Annotated in this window: 22 protein-coding genes and 2 rRNA genes; all 24 read right to left on the bottom strand. The window is 69.6% G+C overall.

The features are described 5' to 3' along the window. Positions 1-131 precede the first annotated feature (131 nt). Entirely contained in the window at positions 132-596 is a 465-nt protein-coding gene (locus IT355_08825; GenBank protein MCC7053359.1) for a 23S rRNA (pseudouridine(1915)-N(3))-methyltransferase RlmH, read from the bottom strand. Between the two features lie 3 nt (positions 597-599). Next, positions 600-1,622, bottom strand: a complete 1,023-nt coding sequence (locus IT355_08820; protein MCC7053358.1) for a Glu/Leu/Phe/Val dehydrogenase — start codon at positions 1,620-1,622, stop codon at positions 600-602. A gap of 315 nt (positions 1,623-1,937) precedes the next feature. Next, positions 1,938-2,966 (bottom strand): tetraacyldisaccharide 4'-kinase, encoded by a 1,029-nt coding sequence (gene lpxK / locus IT355_08815; protein MCC7053357.1) that lies wholly within the window; start codon positions 2,964-2,966, stop codon positions 1,938-1,940. Next, positions 2,953-3,636, bottom strand: coding sequence for a lysophospholipid acyltransferase family protein (locus tag IT355_08810; GenBank protein ID MCC7053356.1), 684 nt, complete (start codon positions 3,634-3,636; stop codon positions 2,953-2,955). The genes lpxK and IT355_08810 overlap by 14 nt, the downstream gene beginning before the upstream one ends. Next, on the bottom strand, positions 3,633-4,751 hold the full coding sequence (lpxB, locus tag IT355_08805; GenBank protein ID MCC7053355.1) for a lipid-A-disaccharide synthase: 1,119 nt from the start codon (positions 4,749-4,751) through the stop codon (positions 3,633-3,635). Before lpxB ends, IT355_08810 begins: the two co-directional genes overlap by 4 nt. Continuing rightward, positions 4,748-5,743 (bottom strand): Gfo/Idh/MocA family oxidoreductase, encoded by a 996-nt coding sequence (locus IT355_08800; protein ID MCC7053354.1) that lies wholly within the window; start codon positions 5,741-5,743, stop codon positions 4,748-4,750. The genes lpxB and IT355_08800 overlap by 4 nt, the downstream gene beginning before the upstream one ends. Continuing rightward, entirely contained in the window at positions 5,740-6,531 is a 792-nt protein-coding gene (lpxA, locus tag IT355_08795; GenBank protein MCC7053353.1) for an acyl-ACP--UDP-N-acetylglucosamine O-acyltransferase, read from the bottom strand. The genes IT355_08800 and lpxA overlap by 4 nt, the downstream gene beginning before the upstream one ends. Then, positions 6,528-7,805: a UDP-3-O-[3-hydroxymyristoyl] N-acetylglucosamine deacetylase gene (gene lpxC / locus IT355_08790; GenBank protein MCC7053352.1), complete on the bottom strand. Its 1,278-nt coding sequence runs from the start codon at positions 7,803-7,805 to the stop codon at positions 6,528-6,530. Before lpxC ends, lpxA begins: the two co-directional genes overlap by 4 nt. Then, positions 7,802-8,851, bottom strand: a complete 1,050-nt coding sequence (lpxD, locus tag IT355_08785; GenBank protein ID MCC7053351.1) for a UDP-3-O-(3-hydroxymyristoyl)glucosamine N-acyltransferase — start codon at positions 8,849-8,851, stop codon at positions 7,802-7,804. The genes lpxC and lpxD overlap by 4 nt, the downstream gene beginning before the upstream one ends. 10 nt (positions 8,852-8,861) lie before the next feature. Beyond that, entirely contained in the window at positions 8,862-9,536 is a 675-nt protein-coding gene (locus IT355_08780; protein ID MCC7053350.1) for an OmpH family outer membrane protein, read from the bottom strand. A 23-nt stretch (positions 9,537-9,559) separates the two neighbouring features. Further along, positions 9,560-12,022 carry an outer membrane protein assembly factor BamA gene (gene bamA, locus IT355_08775; protein MCC7053349.1) on the bottom strand — a complete coding sequence of 821 codons (2,463 nt, stop codon included), beginning with the start codon at positions 12,020-12,022 and terminating at the stop codon, positions 9,560-9,562. Positions 12,023-12,121: 99 nt separating this feature from the next. Further along, positions 12,122-14,635 carry an ATP-dependent Clp protease ATP-binding subunit gene (locus IT355_08770; GenBank protein MCC7053348.1) on the bottom strand — a complete coding sequence of 838 codons (2,514 nt, stop codon included), beginning with the start codon at positions 14,633-14,635 and terminating at the stop codon, positions 12,122-12,124. 31 nt (positions 14,636-14,666) lie between these two features. Then, positions 14,667-15,752, bottom strand: coding sequence for a protein arginine kinase (locus IT355_08765; protein MCC7053347.1), 1,086 nt, complete (start codon positions 15,750-15,752; stop codon positions 14,667-14,669). Next, on the bottom strand, positions 15,749-16,237 hold the full coding sequence (locus IT355_08760) for a UvrB/UvrC motif-containing protein (protein ID MCC7053346.1): 489 nt from the start codon (positions 16,235-16,237) through the stop codon (positions 15,749-15,751). Before IT355_08760 ends, IT355_08765 begins: the two co-directional genes overlap by 4 nt. Further along, complete coding sequence (locus IT355_08755; protein MCC7053345.1) at positions 16,237-16,959, bottom strand: ABC transporter ATP-binding protein; 723 nt, start codon at positions 16,957-16,959, stop codon at positions 16,237-16,239. The genes IT355_08760 and IT355_08755 overlap by 1 nt, the downstream gene beginning before the upstream one ends. Beyond that, the gene (locus IT355_08750) at positions 16,952-18,208 is read right to left on the bottom strand and encodes an ABC transporter permease (GenBank protein ID MCC7053344.1); all 1,257 of its coding nucleotides are present in this window, start codon (positions 18,206-18,208) and stop codon (positions 16,952-16,954) included. Before IT355_08750 ends, IT355_08755 begins: the two co-directional genes overlap by 8 nt. Further along, a complete protein-coding gene (gene lysS, locus IT355_08745) occupies positions 18,205-19,752 on the bottom strand; it encodes a lysine--tRNA ligase (GenBank protein ID MCC7053343.1) in 1,548 nt (515 codons plus the stop codon). The genes IT355_08750 and lysS overlap by 4 nt, the downstream gene beginning before the upstream one ends. A gap of 1 nt (position 19,753) precedes the next feature. Continuing rightward, on the bottom strand, positions 19,754-20,830 hold the full coding sequence (gene prfB / locus IT355_08740) for a peptide chain release factor 2 (protein ID MCC7053342.1): 1,077 nt from the start codon (positions 20,828-20,830) through the stop codon (positions 19,754-19,756). Positions 20,831-20,996: 166 nt separating this feature from the next. Continuing rightward, positions 20,997-22,016 carry a hypothetical protein gene (locus IT355_08735; protein MCC7053341.1) on the bottom strand — a complete coding sequence of 340 codons (1,020 nt, stop codon included), beginning with the start codon at positions 22,014-22,016 and terminating at the stop codon, positions 20,997-20,999. Between the two features lie 35 nt (positions 22,017-22,051). Next, positions 22,052-23,005, bottom strand: a complete 954-nt coding sequence (locus IT355_08730; protein ID MCC7053340.1) for a diguanylate cyclase — start codon at positions 23,003-23,005, stop codon at positions 22,052-22,054. A gap of 100 nt (positions 23,006-23,105) precedes the next feature. Then, positions 23,106-23,321: a Trm112 family protein gene (locus IT355_08725; protein MCC7053339.1), complete on the bottom strand. Its 216-nt coding sequence runs from the start codon at positions 23,319-23,321 to the stop codon at positions 23,106-23,108. After that, positions 23,318-24,238, bottom strand: a complete 921-nt coding sequence (era, locus tag IT355_08720; protein MCC7053338.1) for a GTPase Era — start codon at positions 24,236-24,238, stop codon at positions 23,318-23,320. The genes IT355_08725 and era overlap by 4 nt, the downstream gene beginning before the upstream one ends. A 122-nt stretch (positions 24,239-24,360) precedes the next feature. After that, a 5S ribosomal RNA gene (gene rrf / locus IT355_08715) occupies positions 24,361-24,477 on the bottom strand. 128 nt (positions 24,478-24,605) lie between these two features. After that, a 23S ribosomal RNA gene (locus IT355_08710) occupies positions 24,606-24,847 on the bottom strand; the annotation flags it as partial.

The raw sequence follows: 24,847 nt of genomic DNA, 5'->3' as shown, positions 1-24,847 counted from the left end.
GTGGCGCACCGCGCCGCCGAGCAACACCACGTCGAACCTCCGTGCAACGACCGGGATCCGGTGTCGCGCGCCCTCGCGCCGCCACCGCTGCCCTGCGAAGATAGCGCCGGCGGGCGCGAGCGCACGGCGCGTCACTTGTGGTACGGTTCGCCGCGGAGGATGGTGCCGGCCCGGTAGAGCTGCTCGGTGAGGACGAGGCGCGCCATCTCGTGCGGCAGGGTCCACGGGGCGACCGCCAGCTGCCGGGTCGCGCGGCGGCGCACGGCGTCATCCAGCCCGTACGCGCCGCCGACCACGAAGGTGACGCTGGTGGCGGTGTCCCTGAGCTTGCCCAGCCAGGCGGCGAAGTCGGTGCTGGTCATCACGGCGCCGTGCTCGTCGCAGGCCACGACCTCACCCCGTGGGGCACAGGCCGCCAGCAGGCGCTCCCCTTCCTGGCGGCGCGTGACGGCGGGGGCGCCACTCCGCCCCGCCGCCTCCTTCACCTCGCGCACCACGAGCGGCCAGTACCGCGCCGCCCGCTTCTCGTACTCCGCGATGGCGGCCCCGAGCGTCGCATCGTGCGCGCGACCGACCACCGCCAGGACGAGCTCCATGCCTCAGGCGTAGATGCCGCGCAGCTTGTGCACCGTGCTCACGCGCGTGATCGACAGCATGTACGCTGCCGTCCGCATGTTCACCTTGTGCTGCCGCGCCAGCGCGCGCACGTCGGTGAAGCTGCGGGTCATGATCTCCTCCAGCCGGGAGTTCACGGTCTCCTCGGTCCAGTAGTAGCCGCCGCGGTTCTGCACCCACTCGAAGTACGACACCGTCACGCCGCCGGCATTGGCGAGGATGTCGGGAATCACGAAGATCCCCTTCTCCTCCAGGATCGCATCGGCCCCCGCAGTGGTCGGGCCGTTGGCGCCCTCGCAGATGATCCTCGCCTGCAGCTTCGCGGCGTTCTTCGACGTGATCACGTTCTCCATCGCGGCCGGCACCAGCACGTCCACGTCCAGCGTGAGCAGCTCCTCGTTGCTGATCGGGTCACCGCCCATGAAGCCCTCGAGGTCGCGATTGCGGCGCACGTACTCGATCGCGGCCATCACGTCGATGCCCTGCGGGTTGTGGAAGCCGCCGGTGCGGTCACTGATCGCCGTCACGCGGCACCCTTCGCGCTCGAGCAGCATGGCCGCGGTCGAGCCGACGTTGCCGAAGCCCTGCACCGCCACCGTGGTGCCACGCACGGGCATCCCCAGCTCCTTCAGCGCCTCGCGCGTGACGAGCATGCATCCGCGCCCCGTCGCCTCCTTGCGACCGGCCGACCCGCCCAGCTCGAGCGGCTTGCCGGTGACGACGGCCGACGCGGTGTGACGCATGTGCATGGAGTAGGTGTCCATCACCCACGCCATCACCCGCTCGTTGGTGTTCACGTCCGGCGCCGGCACGTCGGAATCGGGGCCGAGCAGCGAGATGATGTTCGAGGTGTACCGGCGCGTCAGGCGCTCGAGCTCACCCACGCTCAGGTTCGACGGGTCGCAGATCACGCCGCCCTTCGCGCCGCCGAACGGCAGGTTCACCACCGCGCACTTCCACGTCATCCACGCAGCCAGCGCCTTCACTTCCTCGAGGTTCACCTGCATGTCGAAGCGGATGCCGCCCTTGGCCGGCCCGCGTGACGTGTTGTAGAGCACGCGGTAGCCGGTGAACACCTCGACGTCCCCGTTGTCCATGTGCACGGGGATCGAGACGATCAGCTGCTTTTCCGGGTTGCGCAGGATCTTGTAGATCCCGGGGTCGAGGTCGAGGAGCTCGGCCGCGCGGTCGAAGCGCGACATCATGGCCTCGAACGGATTGCTCTCGTCGAGGAAGCGGTCCTTGTCGGGAAGGACGATATTCGTCGTCGGCAGCCGGAGGTCGGTCGCCATGGAGTAGCTCGCCAGCGTGAGAAGGTCAGGTCAGGGTGGCCAGTTCCGCCGCGCTGCGAGCACCGTCTGGATGATGGCATCCAGCTCTCCGGCACCGTCGCGCGGAATGACCAATTGTGAAAGATACCACAGGGGCACTGCCGAGTCCGGCCAGTGACGGCCGAGCTTCACCGCATCCTTCAACGTGCACACCACCGCATCGACACCCGCCGAACGCTCCGCGATGTGGTTGACGTCGGTGTCCGTGAACTCGTGGTGATCCGCATACACCAGCGGCTCGACCACGACCCCCATCCGGCCCAGCTGCGCGTGGAACGCGCCCGGATCCCCGATGCCGCTCACCGCGAGCACCCGCCGGCCCCGGAACGCTCCGGACTCTGCAGGCTGCCCGCTGATCGCGTGCACAAAGGACGCCGGGGCCAGATCGACTGTCACTACGGTCCAGTTCGTCACCCGGCTCGCCGCAGCGACCGCAGCCGCGATGCGGTCGGGGCTGGCAGCCTTCACGGTCACCAGCACCAGCCTCGCCCGCCCCAGTGACGCGAGCGGCTCCCGGAATGGCCCCGCCGGCAGCAGGCGGACCTCCCCCGTCCAGCGATCGGCGCTCAACAACACCACGTCGGCCACGCGCGCCGCCCGCCGGTGCTGGAACGCATCATCCAGGATCGCGACGTCGGCGCCCGAGGCCGCGGCATCCTCGACGCCACGCACGCGGTCGGGATTCGCCACCACCCGGATGCCGGGGTTCAGCGCACCGTGCACCAGCACCTCGTCGGTGCCGTAGCCACGCATCACGATCGCCGGTGTCGCACCTGCCTCGCGCAGTCGGCGCGCGAAGTACGCGCTCACCGGCGTCTTGCCGGTGCCACCGACCGTGAGGTTGCCGATCGAGACGGCGGGAATCGGCCCAAGGGCGGCCGGTGCATCATCGAAGCGGGTGTTGCGCGCGGCGACCACGCCACCGTACATCGCACCCAGCGGCGCGAGCAGGCCGCGCACGACGCGCGCGCCGACGCCGTCGCCATACCAGAGGCGCTCGGCGAGATCAGTCAGCGGCACGTGCAGCCACCGCCGCCATGCGGTCGATGAACATCGGCACCGCGTCGGCCGCATCACGTGCCGACTCGCCCGGCACGCGCACCGGCGCATCGAACACGATCGTGAGCCGCGCGAACGGCTTCGGGATCATGAACCGGTCCCAGCTCCTGAGGTGCCAGGCACGCGAGGCGTGCACGCCGAACGCCACCACCGGCGCGCCGGCGCGGTGCGCCGCCACCAGCGAGCCCGCAGCGAACGTGCGGTACGGGCCGCGCGGACCGTCCGGCGTCACGGCCACCGTGAACCCGTCCTTCATCGCGCGCACGAGGCCCAGCAGCGCACGGTCGGCACCGCGCGAGGAACTTCCGCGCACCAGCTTGCACCCGAGGCGCTTCGCCACCTGCGCGATCAGCTCCCCATCCCTGTGCGTGCTGATCAGGCAGGCGATCGACTGGAATCGCATCACGTACAGCAGCGGCAGCAGCTGGCCGTGCCAGAGCAGCAGTGCGACCGGCTGCCCGTCATGCCGCAGGCGATCCACCGGGCCGGCGTCGATCATGCGCACGCGCCACGTCACGCCCAGCAGCCGGATCACCCACGTGCCGACGAGCGAGAGCCAGCGTGCGCGCCGCGCATCGGCGAGCGACCGGGCGTCGCCCTGCTCCACCGGCACCGGCACCGGCGCCGTCACGCGACCAGCTCGTCGACCATCGCCGCCACCCGCACAGCCGCCCCGGGCGCGCCCATGCGGGTGCGCACCTCGGCAAGACTCGCGAGCATCGCGGCCCGCTCCGGTGCGGCGTCATCCAGCAGCGGCAGCAGCGCCGGCGCGACCCGGGTGGCAGTCAGCTCACCCTGGATGAACTCCGGAGCCACGCGCCGCCCGGCGACGATGTTCACGAGCGCGATGTCCGGCAGCGTCACCAGCCGCTTCGCGATCGCGTACGTGACCGGGCTGGTGCGATAGGCCACCACCAGCGGGCAGCCGCAGAGCGCGGCCTCGAGCGTCGTCGTGCCGCTCTTGCACATCGCCGCCGTCGCGGCGCGGAAGACGGTGTGCGACTGGTCGCGCACCACCGGGAACGGGCACGCCGCGGGGTCGAGTGTGATGCTCGGTGGCGCGCTCACGATCACCTGCACCCCGGGACGCTGCGCCACGATCGCCTGCGCGGTCGCCACGAAATCCGCGAGGTGTCGCCCGATCTCGCCGGCGCGACTGCCCGGGAAGAGCGCCAGCACCGGTCGCGCCGCGTCGAGGCCGAGGCTCGCGCATGCCGCGGCACGCGTCGGCAGCTGCTGCGTGGCATCGATCAGTGGCGAGCCGACGAACGTCGCGTCGATCCCCGCGTCGCGGAGCAGCGCTTCCTCGAAGGGCAGGATGACCGCCGCCTTCGTCACCGTCTGGCGCAGGTCCTTCACCCGGCTCTTGTGCCACGCCCACACCTGCGGCGTGATGTAGTACAACACCGGGATCCCGCGCCGCCGCGCCTCACGGGCCACGCGCATGTTGAAACCCGGGTAGTCGATGAGCACCACCAGCTTCACGCGTCCCGTGTCGAGGCGGGCCGTGAGGGCGGCCATCAGGCGCCGGAGGATCGGCAGGTGCCGGAGCACCTCGACGAAGCCGACGACTGCGATCTTCTCCGCCCGCTCCAGCAGCTCGACGCCCTCGGCATCGAGGCGGCCACCCCCCACGCCCACCAGGTGCAGGTCGGGCCGCCGGACCCGCAGCGCCTGCACCATCGCCGCCGCATGCATGTCGCCCGAGGGCTCGCCGGCGACGATCATGACCTCCGGCGGGGTCACGCCGGCCTCAACGCACCACCGCGGAGCCGCGTCGCATGTCGATCGATGTCGGTCACGATGCGGAGTGCCGTCGACAGCGCCTCGCGCCCGGCTGCGCCGCTCACCACCACGGCCTGCTCACCGCGGATCGCCGCCACGAAGCTCTCGAGCTCCAGCTTCAGCGGCTCACCCTCGGGCGCCAGCAGCGGCACCGGCTCCACGAACTGCTCGAGCGACGTGGCCTGCGCCGCCAGGTCGCGCGGGTCGATGTCCGCGCGCATGCGGAAGAACATCCCGGCGCCGGTGCCCAGGTCCAGCGACACGTAGCCGCTGCGCTGAAAGATGCGCAGCTTGCGCGTCCGGTCGCGCGAGACGCGGCTGGCGGTGATCGTCGCCACCGCGCCGCTCGCGAACTCCAGGCGGGCGTTGGCGATGTCGAGCGTGTCGGTCAGCACCGGCACGCCCACCGCACTCACGTCCACCACCGGGCTCCCGACGATCGTCGTCACGAGGTCGATGTCGTGGATCATCAGGTCCAGCACCACCGCCACGTCCGCGCCGCGCGGGGTGTACGGTGCGAGCCGGTCACTCTGCACGAAGAGCGGGTCGGCGAGGTACGGCCACGCGGCGCGCACCGCGCGGTTGAATCGCTCCACGTGGCCCACCTGCACCAGCACGCCGGCCTGGGCGGCGGCAGCCACCAGCGCATCCGCCTCGTCGAGGGTGGCGGCGATCGGCTTCTCCACGAACAGGTGCCTGCCGGCCGCGAGGATCGCCATCCCGACCGCGTGGTGTGCCCTGGTGGGCACCACGCAGCTCACCGCATCACTCGCCTCGATCAGCGATGCCAACGACGGGTGCGACGGCACGCCCAGCTCACCGGCGATCGTCACCGCGCGAGCCGGGTCGGCGTCATGGAACCCCGCGAACGTGATGCCCGGCAGGTCGCGCAGGATCCGCACATGGTGCTGGCCGAGTCCCCCGGCGCCGGCGACCCCGATGCGGAGCGTCAGAAGCCGATCCCCCGCTCACTCTCCTCGATGAACGTGAGGAACGCGAGCACCTCCGGGAAGCCCTGCAGCTCGGCGCGCGCGCGGCCGATGGCCTGCGAGACGTTGAGCTCCGAGCGGAAGACCAGGCGGTAGGCGCGCTTGAGCTCGCGCACGATCGCGTCGTCGAAGCCGCTCCGCTGGAGGCCGACCGAGTTCAGGCCGTAGAGCTTCACCGGGTTGCCGACCGCCTTCAGGTAGGGCGGCACGTCCTTCGCCACCCGCGAGCAGCCGCCCACGAACGAGTGGCGGCCGATGCGCGCGAACTGGTGCACCGCGACCAGCCCCGACACGATCGCGCGGTCGTCGATGTTCACGTGGCCGGCGAGCTGCGTGCCGTTGCCGATGATCACCCCGTTGCCGATCTGGCAGTCGTGCGCGAGGTGGACGTACGACATGAGGAAGGTGCCGCTGCCCACCGACGTCTTCTGCGAATGGCTGGTGCCGCGGTTGATCGTGGAGTACTCGCGGATCACGGTGTTCTCGCCGATCTCCACCGTCGTGTGCTCGCCCTTGTACTTCAGGTCCTGCGGGTCGCCGCCGAGCACCGAGCCGATGCCGACCTTCACGCCGGCGGCGAGGTGCACGTTGCGCTCGAGCGTCGCGCGCATCGCGATCACGCACCCGTCGCCGACCACGCACTCGTCGCCGACGTAGGCATAGGGGCCGATCTCCACCCGTTCACCGAGCACCGCCGACGGCGCGATGATGGCCGTGGGATGGATGGTGCCGACCGCCTGCGTCCCGGTCATCGGGGCCGCACCACGGCCGCCATGTCGGCCTCGCACACGACCTCGCCATCCACCTTCGCGACACCGTGCATCTTGCAGAGCGTCCCGCGGATCTGGATCACGTCGAGCTCGAAGCGGAGCTGGTCACCCGGGCGCACCGGCTTGCGGAACTTCACGTTGTCCAGGCTCGCGAAGTACACGACCTTCGAGGCCGGTTCCGCCACCCCGCCGAGCATCAGCATGCCGCCCACCTGCGCCATCGCCTCGACGATCAGGACGCCGGGCATGATCGGGTGCCCGGGAAAGTGCCCCTGGAAGAACGGCTCGTTGATCGTGACGTTCTTCATGCCGACCACGCGCTTGCCCTCCTCCAGCTCCAGGATCCGGTCCACGAGCAGGAACGGGTAGCGGTGCGGCAGCACCTGCATGATCTCTTCGATGTTCAGCACCGTGGTCTCCTCGTGTGCGGTCCGGAGCAGCTCGCGGACGAACAGCAACGTGCCCTTGTGGCTCGGTCGATGGGCGCGGATGTGGCCGCGGACCCGTGCGCCGGCCAGCGCCAGGTCTCCAACACAATCAAGCGCCTTGTGGCGCACGAACTCGTCGGGCCAGCGGAGCGTCGTCTCCACCAGGCCATTCGCATCGAGCACCACCGCATTCGCCGTGCTCGCCCCCTGAATCAAGCCGGCGGCGCGCAACGCTTCCACCTCGTGCACGAAACCGAACGTCCGGGCGCCGGCCAGCTCCCGGGTGAAGCTGGCCGGCGTGACCGTCAGGCGGGTGGCCTGCTCGCCGATCAGCGGATGCGGAAAGGCGATCGTGACCTCGAGGTCGAGGCCGGGGGCGGGCGCCGCCTCGTATGTGGACTCGCCGTCGACCACCCGGATCGGCTCGGTCACCGTGAGGTAGCGGGCCGCACCGCCATGCTCCACGAGCCCCGCCTGCAGCAGCGCCTCCACGAACGGCCGCGCACTCCCGTCGCCGATCGGCGGCTCCGGCGCGTCCATCACGATGCGCAGGTCGTCCACCTGCAGTGCGGCGACGGCGGCCAGCACGTGCTCCACGGTGTGGAAGGCGGCGTCACCCAGGCCAAGCTGCGTGCGACGGTCGGCGAACTGCGCCACCGAGGCGTGGGCGGCGACCGGCGCCGAGCCTGGCCGGTCGCCGCGCACGAACGAGACGCCTGCGCGCGGCGCCGCCGGCTCGAATCGCAGCGCGACCGGCTGGCCGAGGTGCACACCGACGCCGTGCACGGTGACGGGGGTGCGGATGGTCTGCCGGCGGACGGCGCTCACGACGTCTCGCCGTCCTTCCGGCCGGCCGCCAGGGTCCGCAGCAGGGCCGGCAGCTTGAACAACGCGGCCTGTGCGCGCAGCGCCTCCCGGTGCGGGCGCGCGGGGTAGCCGCTCCAGGTCTCCCCCGCCGGCACGTCGCCGATCACGCCGGCCTGCGCCGCCAGCCGCGCACCGCTGCCGACGCTGAGGTGCCCGGCGAGGCCGGCCTGGCCGGCGATGATCACGCCGTCCCCGATGCGTGTGGAGCCGGAGATGCCGGCCTGCGACATCACCAGGCAACGCTGGCCCATCCGCACGTTGTGGCCGACCATCACGAGGTTGTCGATCTTGGTGCCCGCACCGATCACGGTGTCACCGACGCTCCCGCGGTCGATGGTGCTGTTCGCCCCGATCTCCACGTCCGACTCCAGCACGCACCGCCCCACGTGCGGGATCTTCTGGTGCGCGCCGGCATGGAAGACATAGCCGAAGCCGTCGCCAGCCAGCACGGCGCCCGACTGCACCTGCACCCGATCACCGAGCACGGCGCCGGTGTAGGCGGTCACGTTCGCATGCAGGATGCAGTCCTCGCCGAGGATCACACCGGCGCCAAGCACCACGCCGGCACCGATGCGGGAGCGCGCCCCGATCACGGCGTCGTCACCGATCACGGCGCGCGGACCGATCGAGACGCCGTCGCCGAGCCGCACCCGGGCCCCGACGACGGCGCTGGCATGCACGCCCGGCTCCGGCGGCGCTGCGGGGTGCAGCAGCGGCAGTGCGGCGAGCATCGCCAACTGCGGGGCCGCGACGAGGATGCGCGCCGGTGCATGCGCCACGTGGCCGGCCAGCGCCGGCGTCACGAGCACGACACCGGCCCGCGAGGCCGCCGCCTCACCGGCATAGCGCGCCGCCGCGAGGAACGACAATGACGCGCCGTCGGCGACGTCGAGCCCTGCCACGCGCGTCACTTCGTGCCCGGCATTCCCCTCGAGCGACCCGCCGACGGCCGCCGCGATGGCGGCGGCGGTCTGCGCAGCTGGCTTTCCCGCGCTTCCCTCCGCCACGGTCACCGGCTTACGGACGCGGGCGCGTCACACCGGCGGGCGTCGCGACCGGGCCGGCCGCGGGCCGGGCCGTCGTCGGGGCCGTGGCCGGCGGGGCACCGAGCGTGATCGGTGCCGGCAGCTTCGGCGCGCCCAGCGACTTCAGCCGGTCGATGACGCGGGACGTGATGTCGAGGTTCTTGTCCGCCGACACGATGAACGGCACCTGGGCACCCGCGTCGAAGATGAAGGCATAGCCGTCCTCGGCGCGCACGTCCTGGATCACCTTGTTCACCTGCTCCATGATCGGCGCCATCAGCTCCTCCTGGCGGGCCTGGGCAGCCTGCTGCATCTCCTGGGCGCGCTGCTGGAATTCCTGCTGCTTCGCGCCGAGCACCGACTCACGCTGCGCCCGCTGGGCCGGCGTGAGCTGCGGCGCCGCCTTCTGGTACTCGCCGATGATGCCCTGCAGCGAGTCCTGCATGCGCTGCATCTGCGTGCGCATCGGGAGCGTCTCCTTCTCGAACTGCGCCAGCGCCTCGGCGCGCCCGGGAGCGCCCTCGAGCACCTGGTTGGAGTTCAGGTATGCCACCTTCACCGCGGCGGCCGGGGGCGTCACGGCGGGCGCGGCACCCTGCGCCACCGCCACGCCGGCCACCGACGCCAGCAGCACACCACCAGCCACCATCCGACTCACGACACGCATTGCTGACTCCACAGGAAGAATGATCAGAACGATTGACCGCCGAGGCGGAAATGCAGCTGCCAGGCGGGTGCCGGACGGCCGAACGAATCCACGCGATCCATGCCGTATGCCCAGTCGAGGCCAAGCGGGCCCAGCGGGGTGACGGTGGAGAGGCCGAAGCCGGCGCCGCGGAAGAGGCGCGTCGGATCGAACTGCTGCACGCGGCGGTACACGTTGCCGGCATCGAAGAAGCCGTTCACGTAGAACATCGAGTTGAGCCGGAGCCCGATCTCCGCCGTGCTCGAGAAGAACGCGGCACCCGGGTTGTTGTACGCGGCCGCGTTGCTGGTCGCATCCGGCAGGAAGCCGTCGGGCGTGATCGAGAACTCGGGATAGCCGCGCAGCGGCTCGCCGTACTGCACGCCGCCCATGTTGAACTGCTGCGTGAACCGGAATGCGCCCGCGCTGCCGAGCACCGCGCCCGAGCGCACCGACAGGCCGGCCACCACCTTCATCGGCTGCGAACCGGGCTTGCTGCCCCCGAACTGCGCCAGCGTGGCGTAGTTCTTCAGGTCGATCGAGTACCGCTGGAACCGCGACGTGCCACCGAGCCCGTTGAACTGCGCCGTGAAGGTGCGCTGCGCGCCGGCCGAGGCGAACGGCAGGTCCACCCGCGTGTCATAGCCCACCGTGGCCCCGACGTAGCTGCGCACGTTCGACCCGCTGTAGAGCAGCGCCTGCTCACCGAGGAACCCGGAGCTCCCGAAGCGCACGCTCTCGAGGCCGTAGGAGACGAAGAGGCGCGTGTAGGGCGACTGCGGCACCGGGAAGCCGAGCTGGAGGCTGAAGCCGGTCTGGATCGGCTGGCCGAAGCCGCCGTTGAAGTTCGAGAAGCCACCGATGCCCTGGTAGCGGTTCTGCGTGCGGTACGCGTTCACCGTCCCCGACACCTGCGACAGGCGGATCTGCGGGTCCGTGTACGACGCCTGGAAGTTGTTCTGGTAGCGGCCGAAGTTCCAGTTGAGCGAGCCGGACTTGCAGCGGCCGAAGAGGTTGGGCTGCTGGAGGCCGATGAAGCCACCCACGCCCAGCCCCTGGCCCGCCGAGGCACCGAAGTTCACGTTGCCGGTCTGCTTCTCCTTCACCCGGAAGATGATGTCCACGTCCCCCGTCGAGTCCGGGCGCGTGTCCGGGTTCGGCACCGGCGTCTCGAAGAAGCCGAGGTTGCCGAGGTTCTGGTAGGAGCGGATCAGCCGATCCTGGTTGAACACGTCGCCCGTCACGATCAGCAGCGCGTTCCGGATGCAGCTCTCGACCGTGTGGTCGTTGCCAAGGATCTCCACCCGGTTCACGATCGCCGGCTGCCCCTCCTCGATCTCCCAGCGCAGGTTCGCGACGTGCCGGCCGTTGGTGGAATCGCGGTCGACGATCGGGCGCACGCGGGCGTAGATGTAGCCCTCGTTGCTGTACGCCGTCTGCACCTTGCGCGTCCCCTCGTCCCAGCGCCCCTGGTCGAAGGTGTTCGGCGGCAGCGACGGGCCGCGCCGGCGCAGCAGCGCCCTCGCCCGCTCCGTCAGTGACACCGACTGCTCCTGGAACGGATAGAGCCGCTGGATCTCCTCGGTGGAGAACCGCCGGTTGCCGAGCGCCTCGAACGATCCGAGTGCATAGCGCGGCCCCTCGCGCACCTGCAGCTCGATCATCCCCTTGCCTCGCTCGCGGTCCACGATCAGCGTGTCCCGCTCCACCACGCCATCGATGAAGCCCTGCTTGCCGAGCAGCTCCGGGATCCGCTCGGTGAGGTCGCCGGCGAAGTTGTCCTCGTCGAACTCGCCCTTCCGGAACCAGAGGAAGCCCTCGGGCTTCGTCTTCATCGTCGCGACGACGTCGGCCGGCGCGAGGTTCCGCAACCCCTGCACGCGCACGCCGCTGACCGCGAGGCGGCGCCCCTCGGAGACGCGGAAGGTCACCTTGGCACGCTGGTCGCCCATCATCACGGTGTCGACCGTCACGCGCGCCAGGTAGTAGCCCGCCGCCTCGTAGATCGAGTCGAGGCGCTGCTTGGTCTTCGCCACCAGCGCCGCGTCCACCGGGCGGCCGATCAGCAGGTCGACCTTGTCCTTGAGCGTGCGGGTCGGGATCCGGTCACCGCCGGTGACGTCCACGTCGCCGAGCAGCGGCCGCTCGGTCACCCCGAGGACGATGGTGGCCAGGATCGGCGGCCCGTCGTGCACCCGGCAGCCGACGCGCACGTCACTGAAGTTGCCCGTCGCATAGAGCTGCCGGATCGCCTTCTGGATGCTCTTGAAGTTGAGCGCGACGCCCGACCCCAGCTCGGCATCCGAGAGCACCTGGTCATTGGTGATGCGGAGGTTGCCCTCCACCGCCACCGAGTCGGGAAGGGCGCACGCGCCCGGGCCGGCCTCCTGCTGCGCCGTGGCGCGGGAGAAGGGGAGGCAGAGGACGGCTGCCACGATGGCGGCCGCGGAGTGACGGAAAACGGGCATAAGCAGGGAAAATGTAACGGGTCAGCCGGTCGGGTCTACCCGCGACCCGACCGGCTGTTTCACGAAACGCCCATTTCAGTTGTCCCGCCCCCCCCGGACTCAGGCGGCCGGCGTGGCGCTGGCACTCACCCGGAACTGCAGCCGGGTGCCGTCTTCGGCCACGTCGACGTCGATCTCGTCGCCCTTCGAGAACTCGCCCAGGAGGATCTTCTCCGAGAGCGGGTCCTCGATGTAGCGCTGGATCGCCCGCTTCAGCGGACGGGCGCCGTACATCTCGTCGAAGCCGTGCTTCGCCAGGAACTCGCTCCCGGCGTCGGTGAGCTTCAGTGTCAGCTCCTCGTCCGACAGCCGCTTCTGCACCTCGCGGAGCATCACGCCCACGATCTTCGCGATGTGCTCCTTGCTCAGCTGGTGGAACACGATCACGTCGTCGAGGCGGTTCAGGAACTCGGGGTTGAAGGTGTGCTGCAGCTCCTCCTTCACCTTCTCCGAGATCCGCTCGAAGCTGCCGCGGCTGTCCATGGTGCCGAAGCCGAGCGCCTTGCCCTTCGTGATCTCCTTCGCGCCGACGTTGCTGGTCATGATCACGACGGTGTTCTTGAAGTCGATCACGCGGCCGTAGTTGTCGGTCAGGTGCCCTTCATCCAGCACCTGCAGCAGGATGTTGAACACGTCCGGGTGCGCCTTCTCGATCTCGTCGAGCAGGATCACGCTGTACGGCTTGCGGCGGATGGCCTTCGTGAGCGTGCCACTGTCCTCGTAGCCGACGTAGCCCGGGGGCGCACCGATCAGCCGCGAGACGGAGAACTTCTCCATGTACTCGCTCATGTCCACGCGGATCAGCGCCGAGGCGTCGGCGAACAGGAACTTCGCCAGCTGGCGCGCCACCTCGGTCTTGCCGACGCCGGTCGGGCCGCAGAAGATGAAGCTGCCGATCGGCCGGTTCGGGTCCTTCAGGCCGGCGCGGCTCCGGCGGATCGAGCGGGCCAGCGACTTGATCGCCTCCTCCTGCCCGACCACCTGCGCGTGCATCTCCTCTTCCATCCGCAGCAGGCGGGCCGTCTCGGCCTCCTGCAGGCGGGTGACGGGAATGCCCGTCCAGCGGCTCACGATGAAGGAGATCTCCTCCTCACCGAGCACCGGCCGGAACGACTGCCGGCGCTGCTCCCACTCCTCCTGGCGCTGCCGGATCTCCGCCTGCAGCTCACGCTCGCGGTCGCGCAGCGAGGCGGCCTTCTCGAAGTTCTGGTCGCGCACCGCCCCTTCCTTGTCCACGTTCACCTGGTCCAGCTGCCCGCGGAGGTCGGCCACGTCTGCCGGCGGCACCTGGGCCGCCAGCCGTGCCCGCGCCCCCGCCTCGTCGATCACGTCGATCGCCTTGTCGGGCAGGAACCGGTCGGTGATGTAGCGCTCGGACAGCTTCGCCGCCGCCAGCAGCGTCGTGTCGGGGATCGTCACCCGATGGTGGTCCTCGTACTTCTTGCGCAGCCCCTTCAGGATGTCCACCGTCTCGTCCACCGACGGCGGATCCACGATCACGGTCTGGAAGCGGCGCTCGAGCGCCCCGTCCTTCTCGATGTACTTCCGGTACTCGTTGAGCGTGGACGCGCCGACGCACTGCAGCTCACCACGCGCCAGCGCGGGCTTGAGCATGTTGCTGGCATCGATCGCCCCCTCGGCCGCGCCCGCGCCGACGAGCGTGTGCAGCTCGTCGATGAACAGGATCACGTTCTTGTTCTGCGCGATCTCGTTCATGACCGCCTTCAGGCGCTCCTCGAACTGGCCGCGGTACTTGGTGCCGGCGATCACCGCCGCCATGTCCAGCGAGAGGACGCGGTTGTCCCGCAGGTTGTCCGGGCAGTTCCCGCCCGAGATCAGCTGCGCGAGGCCCTCGACGATCGCCGTCTTGCCGACGCCGGGTTCGCCGATGAGGACCGGGTTGTTCTTCTTGCGTCGGGACAGGACCTCCATCACGCGCTCGATCTCCTTCGCGCGCCCGATGGTCGGGTCGAGGGCCCCCTCGGCGGCCAGCGCCGTCAGGTCACGGCAGAAGTGGTCGAGGGCCGGGGTCTTCGACTTCTTCTCGGCCTTCGCGCTCCCGCCACTCGGGGCGCCGCCCGGCGCCGTGCCGCCACCGGCCTGCGCCGTCGGGGTGCCACCCTGCGGCATCTCGGTGCCCAGCAGGCGCAGCGTCTCGGCGCGCGCGGCGTCGAGGTTCACGCCGCTCTCCGTCAGCACCTGCGCCGCAATGCCCTTCTCCTCACGGAGCAGGCCAAGCAGCAGGTGCTCGGTGCCGACGTAGCTGTGATTGAGCTCGCGGGCCTCGCTCATCGCCAGCTCCAGGACTTTCTTGGCGCGCGAGGTGTACGGCAGGTCCGGGCCGGTGGCTTGCGCCGCCTTCCCCTTCTTCACCGTGTCCTCGATCTTCTGCTGGATCTCGTCGAGGTCGACGTTGAGGCTCTGCAGCACGGCGGCTGCCACCCCCTCGCCCTCGCGGATCAAGCCGAGAAGAATGTGCTCGGTGCCGACGTACTCGTGGTGCAGGCGCGCCGCTTCCTCGCGGGCCATGGCAAGCACCTTCCGTACGCGCTCGGTGAAGTTGTACCCGTTCATGCTGACCTCTGGTTCGGCAGTCGGTGGCCGATCATCCGTGCGATCCCACGTCGGCAGCGAGTGCATCCCGGACAAACCGTGCACGCGCCACGCTGGCATCACCATCCGACAACGTGGCACGGCCGTCGTACTGCGCCACGTGCGCCGCCTGGCAATGAATCAGGAGCTTGTTGAGCGTATAGACACTCGGTGACCCCAGGAGTTTCAGGCTCAGCGCGAGCCGGACCCCACTGAGGTAGTTCATCGCCTCGTCGAAGGTGAGGCTTCGTGCATACCGCAACGTCCCGTACGCCCGCCAGAGCTTGTCCTCAATGATATACCCGGCATCCCGGAGCAGCACATGGCGGGCCTCCTCCTCCCGCTCCACCACATGGCGGACGACGCGCGAGAGCTGGTCCAGCAACTCCCCCTCGCTCTTCCCCAGTGTCGTCTGGTTGCTCACCTGGAAGTAGTTCCCGACCACCTCCGACCCCTCGCCGTACAAACCCCGATAGGTCAGGCCCATCTGCTGGAGGCCGGCCAGGACCTTCGAGATCTCCTTGGTCAGCACCAGCCCCGGCAGGTGGATCAGCACCGACGCCCGGAGCCCCGTGCCCGTGTTCGTGGGACAGGCCGTCAGGAACCCGAACTCGCCGTGCCACGCATACGGCACGTGACGGCCGAGCTCGTCATCCAGCGCCGTCGCCGCGCCGAACGCCCCCGCGGGGTCGAACCCGGAGCGCATCGCCTGCAGCCGCAGGTGATCCTCCTCGTTGACCATCACCGAAACGTCATCGGCCAGCAGCAGCGCCGCACCTGTCCGAACGGCGAGCGTCCCGTCCAGCCCGGCAAGCTCGCGGCTCACCAGGTGCCGCTCGTGCAACAGCTGACGGTCCGGGGTCGCCAGCTCATCCACCCGGAGGATCACCCCGCCCCGGAGCGATGGCACCTTCGGCATCGCATCGCGGAGCTGGCCGAGCACCCGGAGCCGCTCCCCATCGCGGGCGCGGGTCGTGAACGCGAATCCCTCCACGTTCCGGGCCAGCCGGACCCGGGTCGACAACACGATCTCCGGATGCTCGCCGGAGCCGTCCAGCCAGCGCGTCCCGCCATCCGGGAGCAGCGTGAAGTCGATCACTCCGCCACCTCCTTCAGCCGGTCCCGCAGCTTCGCCGCCTGCTCGAACTGCTCGAGCTCGATCGCACGGCGCAGCTGCTCGCGGAGCTCGAGCACCGTGGAGGCCCGCTGGAGCTGGTCCGGGGCCGGCGGCCCGTAGGCCAGGCCGGTGTGACGCGTCGCGCCATGCACGCGCTGCAGCAGGTCCCGAAGCTGCGGCTCGAACGTGCCGTAGCACCGCGCACAGCCCAGCCGCCCCGACGCCCGGAAATCCTTGTAGGTCGCCTGGCAGAAGGCGCAGCGCGCCTGGTCCGACGGGTTGCCGGCCATCTGCTGCTGCACGCTCTGCAGGAGGGCCGTCAGCGGCGTCTTCGCCGACGTGACCGTCGTCTCCACCCCCTTCTCGGCCGCACACTGCTCGCAGAGGTGCACCTGCGTCATGGTCTCGTCCACCACCTGCGTCAGGTGCACCACGGCATCCCGCTCGCCACATGCATCGCAGACCATCAGCCCACCTCCTCAGCCATCGCGGATGACTCCACGATCCGGCCGCCATCCATGCGCAGCACGCGATTGGCGCGCGCGGCCAGTGCCCGGTTGTGCGTCACCACCACCACACCGACACCATGCGTTGCGGCCAGTGTGGAGAAAAGCGCGTGCATGCGCTCGGCGTTCCCGCGATCGAGGTTCCCCGAGGGTTCGTCGGCCAGCAGCAGCGCCGGCTCGGGCGCCAGCGCGCGTGCCACCGCCACCCGTTGCTGCTCGCCGCCGGACAGCGCCGAGGGAAGGTGGTGCGCCCGCGCCTGCAGTCCCACCGAGTCCAGCAGGCCCAGCGCGCGCTCGCGCACCTCCGCCGGCCGGCGCCCCGCGATCAGCAGCGGCATCATCACGTTCTCGATGGCGCTGAACTCGCGCAACAGGTGGTGGAACTGGAACACGAAGCCGACCGACCGGTTCCGGATGTCCGCCAGCACCTCCTCCGGCTGCCCGAGGACCTCGCGGCCCGCAATGCGGACGCTCCCCGACGACGGCTGGTCCAGCGCACCCAGGATGTGCAGGAGCGTGCTCTTCCCCGCCCCGCTCTCCCCGATGATGGCCACCATCTCGCCGCGGTGGATCGTCAGCGACGCGCCGTCGAGGATGCGCAGTGTGGAGCCGTCGCCCCCGACGTACTCCTTCACCACGCTCGTCGCCTCGAGCACCGGTGCGTCCACGGCACGGCTATTCATGCCGGATCGCCTCGACCGGGAACAGCCGCGACGCCTGCCGCGCCGGCCAGAGCGTGGCGAGCATGGCGATCAACAGGCTCGCCGCGGTGATCAGCGCAACGTCGGTGAGCTCGATCTGGATCGGCAGCTTGTCGATGAAGTACACCGACGGATCCAGTTCGATCAGCTTGAAGCGCGACAGCGCCCACGCACCCAGCAGGCCGAGCGCCACGCCGAGGCTGGTGCCCACCAGCCCGATCGCGGCGCCCTGCCACAGGAAGATCCGCCGGATCGAGGCCGCCCGCATGCCCATCGCCTTCAGGATCCCGATCTCGCGCGTCTTGTCGGTCACCACCATCGTGAGCGTGCTCACGATGTTGAAGGCCGCCACCAGCACGATCAGCAGCAGGATCACGCCCATCGCGAGCTTCTCGAGCTGCAGGGCCTGGAAGAGCGAGCGGTTCTGCTCCTGCCAGTCCATGGTGCGATACGGGAAGCCCAGCGTCTCGGCAAGTTGCTGTGCCACGATCGGCGCCTGCCAGCGATCGGGGGTGCGCACGTCGATTCCGGTCACGCGCAGGCCGAGGCCCGCGAGGTCCTGGGCGGAGGCGAGCGCCATGTACGCATAGCCGCTGTCGTACTCGTACATGCCGGTCTCGAAAATGCCGGTGATCACGTACTTGCGCACCATCGGCGCGACGAAGCCACCCATCGCGGTCGAGAGCTTCAGCTGGCCCGGGATCGTGAGCAGCACCATCACCTGGCCCGGCCACGCGTTGAGGCGCTCCGCCAGCTTCTGCCCGATCACGATGCCGGGCAGTGTGTCGTCCTTCGCCACGAAGCTGAAGTCGCCGCTCTTCACGTACTGCCGGATCTGCGTCACGTCGGGCGCACCGTTCCGCTGCGACGGCATGCCGACGACCTTGATCGGCTCCGCGTAGTCGTTGCCCTTCGTGATGAGGGCATCCTTGATCACGAACGGCTGCGCCGACACCACCCCCGGCTGGGCCCGGACCTTCGCCAGCACCGGCTCCCAGTCCGTCATGGTGAGGTCGTCACCGACCGTCAGCACCCGCAGGTCCGGGCTGCCGATGAGGATCTTCTCCCGGAGGTCCTTCTGCAGGCCGTTCATCACGCCCAGCACCAGGATCAGCGCGCTGACGCCCACCACCACGCCGCCCATCGCGATGATGCTGATGAGGCTCAGCAACTGCGATCCGCGACGGCTGCGGAGGTACCGCCAGGCGATGCCGATCTCGAGACGGATCATTCAGGGCGCATGGCGGGAAACAGGATCACGTCGCGGATGTGCGGCGTGCCGGTCAGGTACATGAGCAGCCGGTCGATGCCGATCCCGACGCCACCCGTCGGCGGCATGCCGTATTCCATGGCGCGCAGGTAGTCCTCGTCCACGCCGGTGGCCTCGTCGTCACCGGCCGCCTTCAGGCGTGCCTGCGCCTCGAAGCGCTGCCGCTGGTCGATCGGGTCGTTCAGCTCCGAGAACGCGTTGGCCATCTCCCGCCCGTCGGCGAACAGCTCGAACCGCTCGGTGAGCGCCGGGTTGCCGCGCTTCGGCTTCGCCAGCGGCGAGAGTTCGACGGGGTAGTCGAGCACGAACGTCGGGGTCGTGATCGTCCGCTCCACGTGCACCTGGAACAGCTCGTCCATCAGCTTCGGGCGGCTCAGCGACTCCGGCGCCTCGACGCCGTCCGCCTTCGCCGCCTGCACCAGCTCGGCGTCGGTCATCGCGAGGACGTCGCGGCCCAGGCCTGCGCTGAGCGACGGCACCCACTCGATGCGACGGAAGGGCGTGCTGAACGCCGGCACCGTGGCCGCGTCGATGCCGGGCGTGGCACGCACGGCATCCGCCGCCGCCACGATCAGCTGCTCGACCCGGTCCATCATCACGCCGTAGTCGGCATACGCCTCGTAGAACTCGAGCATCGTGAACTCCGGGTTGTGCGTCCGGTCGATGCCCTCGTTGCGGAAGTCATGCCCGATCTCGTAGACACGGTCGAAGCCGCCCACGATCAGCCGCTTCAGGTACAGCTCATCCGCGATCCGGAGGAACAGCGGCATGTCGAGCGCGTTGTGGTGCGTGGTGAACGGCCGCGCGGCGGCGCCGCCATAGAGCGGCTGGAGCACCGGCGTCTCGACCTCGAGGTAGCCGAGGCCGTCGAGGAAGCGGCGGATGGCAGACGTCATGCGGGCGCGCGCATAGAAGTTCGCGCGGACTTCCGGGTGCACCGCGAGGTCGTCGTAGCGCTGCCGGTACCGCTGCTCGGGATCGGTGAAGCCCGAGTAGCGCTTCAGCTCCCCGTCCACCACCTGCTCCTTGGCGAACGGCAGCGGGCGCAGCGTCTTCGCCAGCAGCGTGAGCGCGGTGCACTGCACGGTGACCTCGCCCGTGCGCGTGCGCATCAGGGTGCCGGCCACGCCGACGATGTCACCCAGGTGCAGCTCCTCGAACACCGCCCACTCGGCCGCGGGCATCTCGTCGCGGCGGAAGTACGCCTGCAGCCGGCCACTGGCATCGCTCACGTGCGCGAAGGCCGTCTTGCCCTTCGAGCGCAGCGAGACGAGGCGGCCGGCGATGCGCACCGCCGGGCCGGTCTCCGCGCCCTCGGGCAGCAGCGCGCGGGCGTCGGACGTGAGGTGCGTGCGGTCGTACGCGTACGCAAATGGCGGCACGCCGCTCGCGACGAGGCGGTCGAGCGACGCGCGACGGTCGAGCAGCACCTGGCTCAGTTCTTCGTGGTGCGCGGGATTGTTCGCGGGCTGGTTCACGGGCGTCGGGCGCGGGTGGGATCGCAGGTCACGTCTTCGCCGGCTCGCCGGCGATCTTCAGGTACGCCTCGATGAACGGGTCGATCGCGCCGTCCATCACCTTCATCACGTCGGGAATCTTCAGCTCGGTGCGGTGGTCGTTCACCATCGTGTACGGCTGGAAGACGTAGCTCCGGATCTGGCTGCCGAACGAGACGTCCATCTTGCCCGCGTCCAGCGCGGCCTTCGCCGCCGCCTGCTTGTCGGCCTCGATCTGGTACAGCCGGTTCTTGAGCTGCTTCATGGCCGTCGCCTTGTTCTTGAACTGCGACCGCTCGGCCTGCGACGCGGTGACGACGCCGCTGGGAAGGTGAGTGATACGCACCGCCGACGAGGTCTTGTTCACGTGCTGGCCGCCAGCGCCCGATGCGCGATAGACATCGATGCGCAGGTCCTCCTCGCGGATCTCGATGTTGATCTCGTCATCGACCACCGGGTACACGAACACCGACGCGAAGCTCGTGTGGCGCCGGGCCTGGGAATCGAACGGCGAGATGCGCACCAGCCGGTGCACCCCGGCCTCCGGGCGCAGGAAGCCGAACGCGTACTCGCCCGTGATCTCGAGCACGGCGCCCTTGATACCCGCCTCCTCACCCTCGCTCAGGTCGAGCACCTCGATCGAGTACCCCTTCCGCTCCGCCCACCGCGTGTACATCCGCATGAGCATCTGCGCCCAGTCCTGTGCCTCGGTGCCGCCGGCGCCGGCCGAGATCTCGAGCTGTGCCGCGCGATGGTCGTCGGGGCCGCGCAGCAACGACCGCAGCTCATAGGCGGCGATCTGCTCACGCGCCGCCTCCGCGTCCCGCGCGAGGTCGTTCGCCATCGCCTCGTCGGGCTCGAGCGACAGCAGCTCGGCCATCTCGCGCGCATCGGCGATCCGGCGCACGAGTCCGTCGAAGGGCTCGACCCACTGCTTGTACACCTTGACCTGCTGCACCACCACCTGCGCCTTCTCCTGGTTGTCCCAGAACGACGGCTCCGACATCTGGGCCTCGAGCGCCGTCAGGCGTTCCCGCTGGCTCTCGATGTCAAAGATACCTCCGGAGCTCGTCGAGACGTTCGGCATCCGTGGCGAGTTGGGTGTTCAACTGTGCGAGGTCTGCCATAGGAAGCCGAAGGAGCGAGAAGAAAGACGAGAGCCGTCCCCCCGAGGTCGGGAGGACGGCTCGGCGCGCGACTGCGCGAGACCGAAAACTAGCCGCACGGACATGGGTTCTCCATGCCCGGCGTGGTCAGAAGACGCGCTGCCCCTCCGCCAGGACCTCGTTCAGCGCGTCCTGGAAGAACGCGGTCGACTCGGCGACGTCGCGCCCCACCTGCTCCACATACTCGTCGTAGCTCTTCCGGATCTCGTCGCGGAAGAGCTGCTTCAGCGTGCCGTTGGCCAGGCCATCCGCACGCTTGGCCGGCTGGTACGCGACCATGTCCGAGACCAGTGCACGCGCCAGGCGCTTGGCCCGCGTGAGCGGGTCGCTCCGCAGGAACGGGTTGATGACGCGCTTCGTGGCATCACCCGACGGCGTGAGCATCGGCGACGGCGCGGCCGCGGCGGCCGGTGCCGACGTGATGAGCTGGCCCGGCGACGGCGGTGGCGGCGGCACCAGCGGCCGCGGCGCCTGAACCGGGGTCGGCGCGGCGTACACGGGCTCAGCCGCAATCATCGGCAGCGGTGCCGGTTCCGGCGCCAGCGGCCGCAGCGACTCGAGCGGCGCGGGAATCGACGGCAGCGGCGTGAGCGGCGTCGGATTCATCGGCCGCACGGGGACCGGTGCGGGCTCCATCACCGGAGCCGGCGGCACCACCGGCAGCGACGTCTCGGGCGTGGGTTCGCCGAAGGTCTGGTCGAGCGGCGGCAACGCCCGCGACACGTCCTCGACCGTGGTGTCGATGGACGGCAGCCCCGCCGGCGTCTCCATCGCAATCGACGGCAGCGGCTCGGGTGTCGGCTCGCGCACGGGCATCGGCGCCGGCGGGACGACCAGGGCAGGCGTCGCGAGCGGCGTCGGGAAGCGTGGCACCGGGATGCTCACCGGCGCAGGCACCGGAGGCTGCGCCATCGGCGTCGGCCGCCCGATGCCCGGCAAGCCGGCGGGCGTCGGCGCAACCGGCTGCGAGCGCACCGGCGTCGTCACGCGTGGTGTGAGCGACGGATTCGTCAGCGGCGTCGTGACGCCGACAGAGATCCGGATGATCGCTCCGCAGACGCTGCACCGCGCCCGGACGCCGTTCGGTGGCACCTTGGCCGGGTCCACGCGGAAGACAGACCGACAGTCCTGACACGTCACGTTCACGGGAGCTTCTCCTCGGGTAGGGTGACCGGCTCGCTGTCCGAGCGGCGGTCCATTGCCCAGACCGAACCGGGCAATGTCTTGGCATACGTCTTCATTTCCGTCGCGAGCTCACTGACCTGCACCGCGCAGGAAAAGTGGCGACGCTCGTTCGTGACCACACCAACCGACAGGGTCATCAGCGGCACGCGGTCCAGCCGTCCCCGACGATCCTTGCCGAAAAAGTAGCCGGCTTGCCTGTCATGTGCAGAGTAGCGGAGCGGGAGGATCTCGTCCGCGCCCCGCACGATCCGATCACAGGCCGGCGCGACATCCGCCAGGGGAACCAGGAACAGGAAGTCATCGCCCCCAATGTGCCCGACGAAGCCCGCCGCGCCAGACACCTCGTCGACGACGTCGACCAGCAGCCGCGCCACGGTGCGGATGACGTCATCCCCCATGGCATAGCCGTACCGGTCATTGAACTCCTTGAAATGGTCGAGATCGGCGTAACATGCTGCAAACAGCACGCGCTGGTCAATCCGCTCCGCGATCGCACAGGCCAGGGCATCCGCCCCGGCCAGGCGCGTGGAGGGATTCACCTGGACATCCCGGCGCGAGCGCCGGAGGGCCGCGTCGAGCCGCGCCCGCATCTCGCTGCCGTCCACTCCCGACGCGATCACCTCGTCAGCCCCCGCGTCCAGCCACCGGGCGGCCAGACCGCCACCGGCCGCAGTGATCACCATCACGGCCGGCACTGCCTGCAGCCGGCCGTCACGCTTCAACTCACCGACGAGTGTCTCGGCCCCGGCGTCATCGCCCTCGGCGCCGACGATGATCATGGCGGGTACGCCATCGGCCCGCCGCGCCGTCTCGCGAACCGCGGCACCCGGCAGCACCGTCAGCGGCAGGTGCCGCGCGTCGGCCCACGCGGTGAGCACGGGCAACAGCGCGGCCGGCACGTTCCCGGTCACGAGAACGTCGGTCGGCTCTGGAGCCACGGGGGGTACTGACGGAGACAGCATCATCGGGTGAGGACGATTCAGCGACCCTGAGGCAAGCTGGACCGTAAGATCAGACCTGGCGGGCGTCGTCCACGAGCATGATCGGGATGCCGTCACGGATGGCATACTGCAGCCGGCACGCCGGGCACTCCAGCGCGGCCCCCCCATCGCGCGTCACCACCCGCACCTGGCCCTTGCACTTCGGGCACCGGAGAATGGCGAGCAGGGCGTCGGGAAGTCCGCCGCTGGCCATGGCGCCCTGACCTGCCGGACGTGTCGGGGTCATGCGCCTCCCTCGTGAGGTACGGTGAATCCGAAGCGCCGAAGGGCCACGGCGTCCTTGCGCCAGTCCGGCATGACCTTCACCCACAGGTCGAGGTACACCGCGGTCTCGACAAGTTTCTCGATGAGGATCCTGGACGCGGTGCCGATCTCCCGGATCGTGCGTCCCTTCGCGCCGAGGACGATCCCCTTCTGGCTGTCCCGCTCGACGTAGAGGACGGCGCGGATGTAGTGCGGCTTCCGGTTCTCGCGGAATTCCTCGATGTCCACGAAGATGCCGTACGGCACTTCCTCATGCAGGATGGCCAGCGCCGACTCCCGAATGGCCTCGGCCGCGAAGAACCGGACGGGTTGCGTGCTCAGTTCGTCCGCGGGGTAGAGGAACGGGGAGAGGGGGAGCATGTCGGCGACCTGCGCGAGGAGGCGATCGACGCCGTCCCCGTGTTCCGCCGAGCCGACCACGACGCCGGGGATGGCCTCGAGGGTGGCGCGGTTGCCGTCATTGAGCAGGTCTCCCTTGTTGGCGAAGGTGACGCGGCGTGCGGGCAGCGGGGTGCCGGGTGGGAGGAGCGTCTCGAGCGCGGGGGGCGGGCCGTTGGTGGCGTCGTGGACGTAGACGGCGACATCGGCATCCCTGAGGGAGGCGATGGCGCTGGCGAGCATGCTGCGCTGGAGCGTGTAGCTCGGGTCGAGAAGTCCCGGGGTGTCGAGCAGGATCATCTGGCAGTCGTCGGTGGAAACGATGCCGACGGCCGAGACGCGGGTGGACTGGGGCTTCGGGCTGGTGATGGCGAGCTTGAGGCCGAGCAGCCGGTTGAGGAGCGTGGACTTGCCGGCGTTGGGTTTGCCGACGAGTGCGACGTGTCCGGCGCGCGTGGCGGTGGGTGTGGGGGGGATCGTGGAGTGGTCGAGGGCATCCATGGGTCGCGGCCTGGCGGTGTGGGCTGGGTGGCAGGCGGCGCGTGGTGCCGGGCGGCCATGGTGAGGATAATGAACACACTAAACCCCCGGTTGCGTGAAGCAACCGGGGGTTTCGCACAAGGTGCCGGCGACGGCCTACTCTCCCGCGACCTCGCGGCCGGAGTACCATCGGCGCTGTCGGGCTTAACGACCGTGTTCGGAATGGGAACGGGTGTGGCCCCGACGCTCTAGTCGCCAGCGTACAAAGTCAAGTGATGAAGGCAGTTGATCGTAGGTCTATGGAACCACAGTCGCAGATTTCGCGATTGGCGACGCAACCGGAGTTGCGTAAGTGACCGTTCTTTTGCGTTGCACGGTCACAGTAATGGGAGTCAAGCCGCACGGGCGATTAGGACCGCTGCGCTCGGAATGGATTGCTCCACGTCCACGGGCGGCCTATCGACGGAGTCGTCTCCTCCGGCCCTTCAGGATGCTCAAGGCATCAGGGACAATTCATCTTGGGGGGCGTTTCCCACTTAGATGCGTTCAGCGGTTATCGCCACCGATCATCGCTACCCGGCGGTGCCCTTGGCAGGACAGCCGGGACACGAGCGGATCGTCCGACTCGGT

It is taken from the genome of Gemmatimonadaceae bacterium, assembly GCA_020851035.1.
In the GTDB taxonomy this organism is placed as follows: Bacteria; Gemmatimonadota; Gemmatimonadetes; order Gemmatimonadales; family Gemmatimonadaceae; genus JACMLX01.
The sequence above is the reverse complement of the archived record's forward strand: the minus strand, read 5'-3'. Positions and strand labels throughout refer to the sequence as shown.

Excerpts from the sequence above, each read along its gene's own strand:
- IT355_08825 (MCC7053359.1), bottom strand. The coding sequence starts at position 596 with ATGGAGCTCGTCCTGGCGGTGGTCGGTCGCGCGCACGATGCGACGCTC.
- IT355_08820 (MCC7053358.1), bottom strand. The coding sequence starts at position 1,622 with ATGCAGGTGAACCTCGAGGAAGTGAAGGCGCTGGCTGCGTGGATGACG.
- lpxA (MCC7053353.1), bottom strand. The coding sequence starts at position 6,531 with ATGACCGGGACGCAGGCGGTCGGCACCATCCATCCCACGGCCATCATC.
- IT355_08780 (MCC7053350.1), bottom strand. The coding sequence starts at position 9,536 with ATGCGTGTCGTGAGTCGGATGGTGGCTGGTGGTGTGCTGCTGGCGTCG.
- bamA (MCC7053349.1), bottom strand. The coding sequence starts at position 12,022 with ATGCCCGTTTTCCGTCACTCCGCGGCCGCCATCGTGGCAGCCGTCCTC.
- IT355_08770 (MCC7053348.1), bottom strand. The coding sequence starts at position 14,635 with ATGAACGGGTACAACTTCACCGAGCGCGTACGGAAGGTGCTTGCCATG.
- IT355_08760 (MCC7053346.1), bottom strand. The coding sequence starts at position 16,237 with ATGGTCTGCGATGCATGTGGCGAGCGGGATGCCGTGGTGCACCTGACG.
- IT355_08755 (MCC7053345.1), bottom strand. The coding sequence starts at position 16,959 with ATGAATAGCCGTGCCGTGGACGCACCGGTGCTCGAGGCGACGAGCGTG.
- IT355_08750 (MCC7053344.1), bottom strand. The coding sequence starts at position 18,208 with ATGATCCGTCTCGAGATCGGCATCGCCTGGCGGTACCTCCGCAGCCGT.
- prfB (MCC7053342.1), bottom strand. The coding sequence starts at position 20,830 with ATGCCGAACGTCTCGACGAGCTCCGGAGGTATCTTTGACATCGAGAGC.
- IT355_08725 (MCC7053339.1), bottom strand. The coding sequence starts at position 23,321 with ATGACCCCGACACGTCCGGCAGGTCAGGGCGCCATGGCCAGCGGCGGA.
- era (MCC7053338.1), bottom strand. The coding sequence starts at position 24,238 with ATGGATGCCCTCGACCACTCCACGATCCCCCCCACACCCACCGCCACG.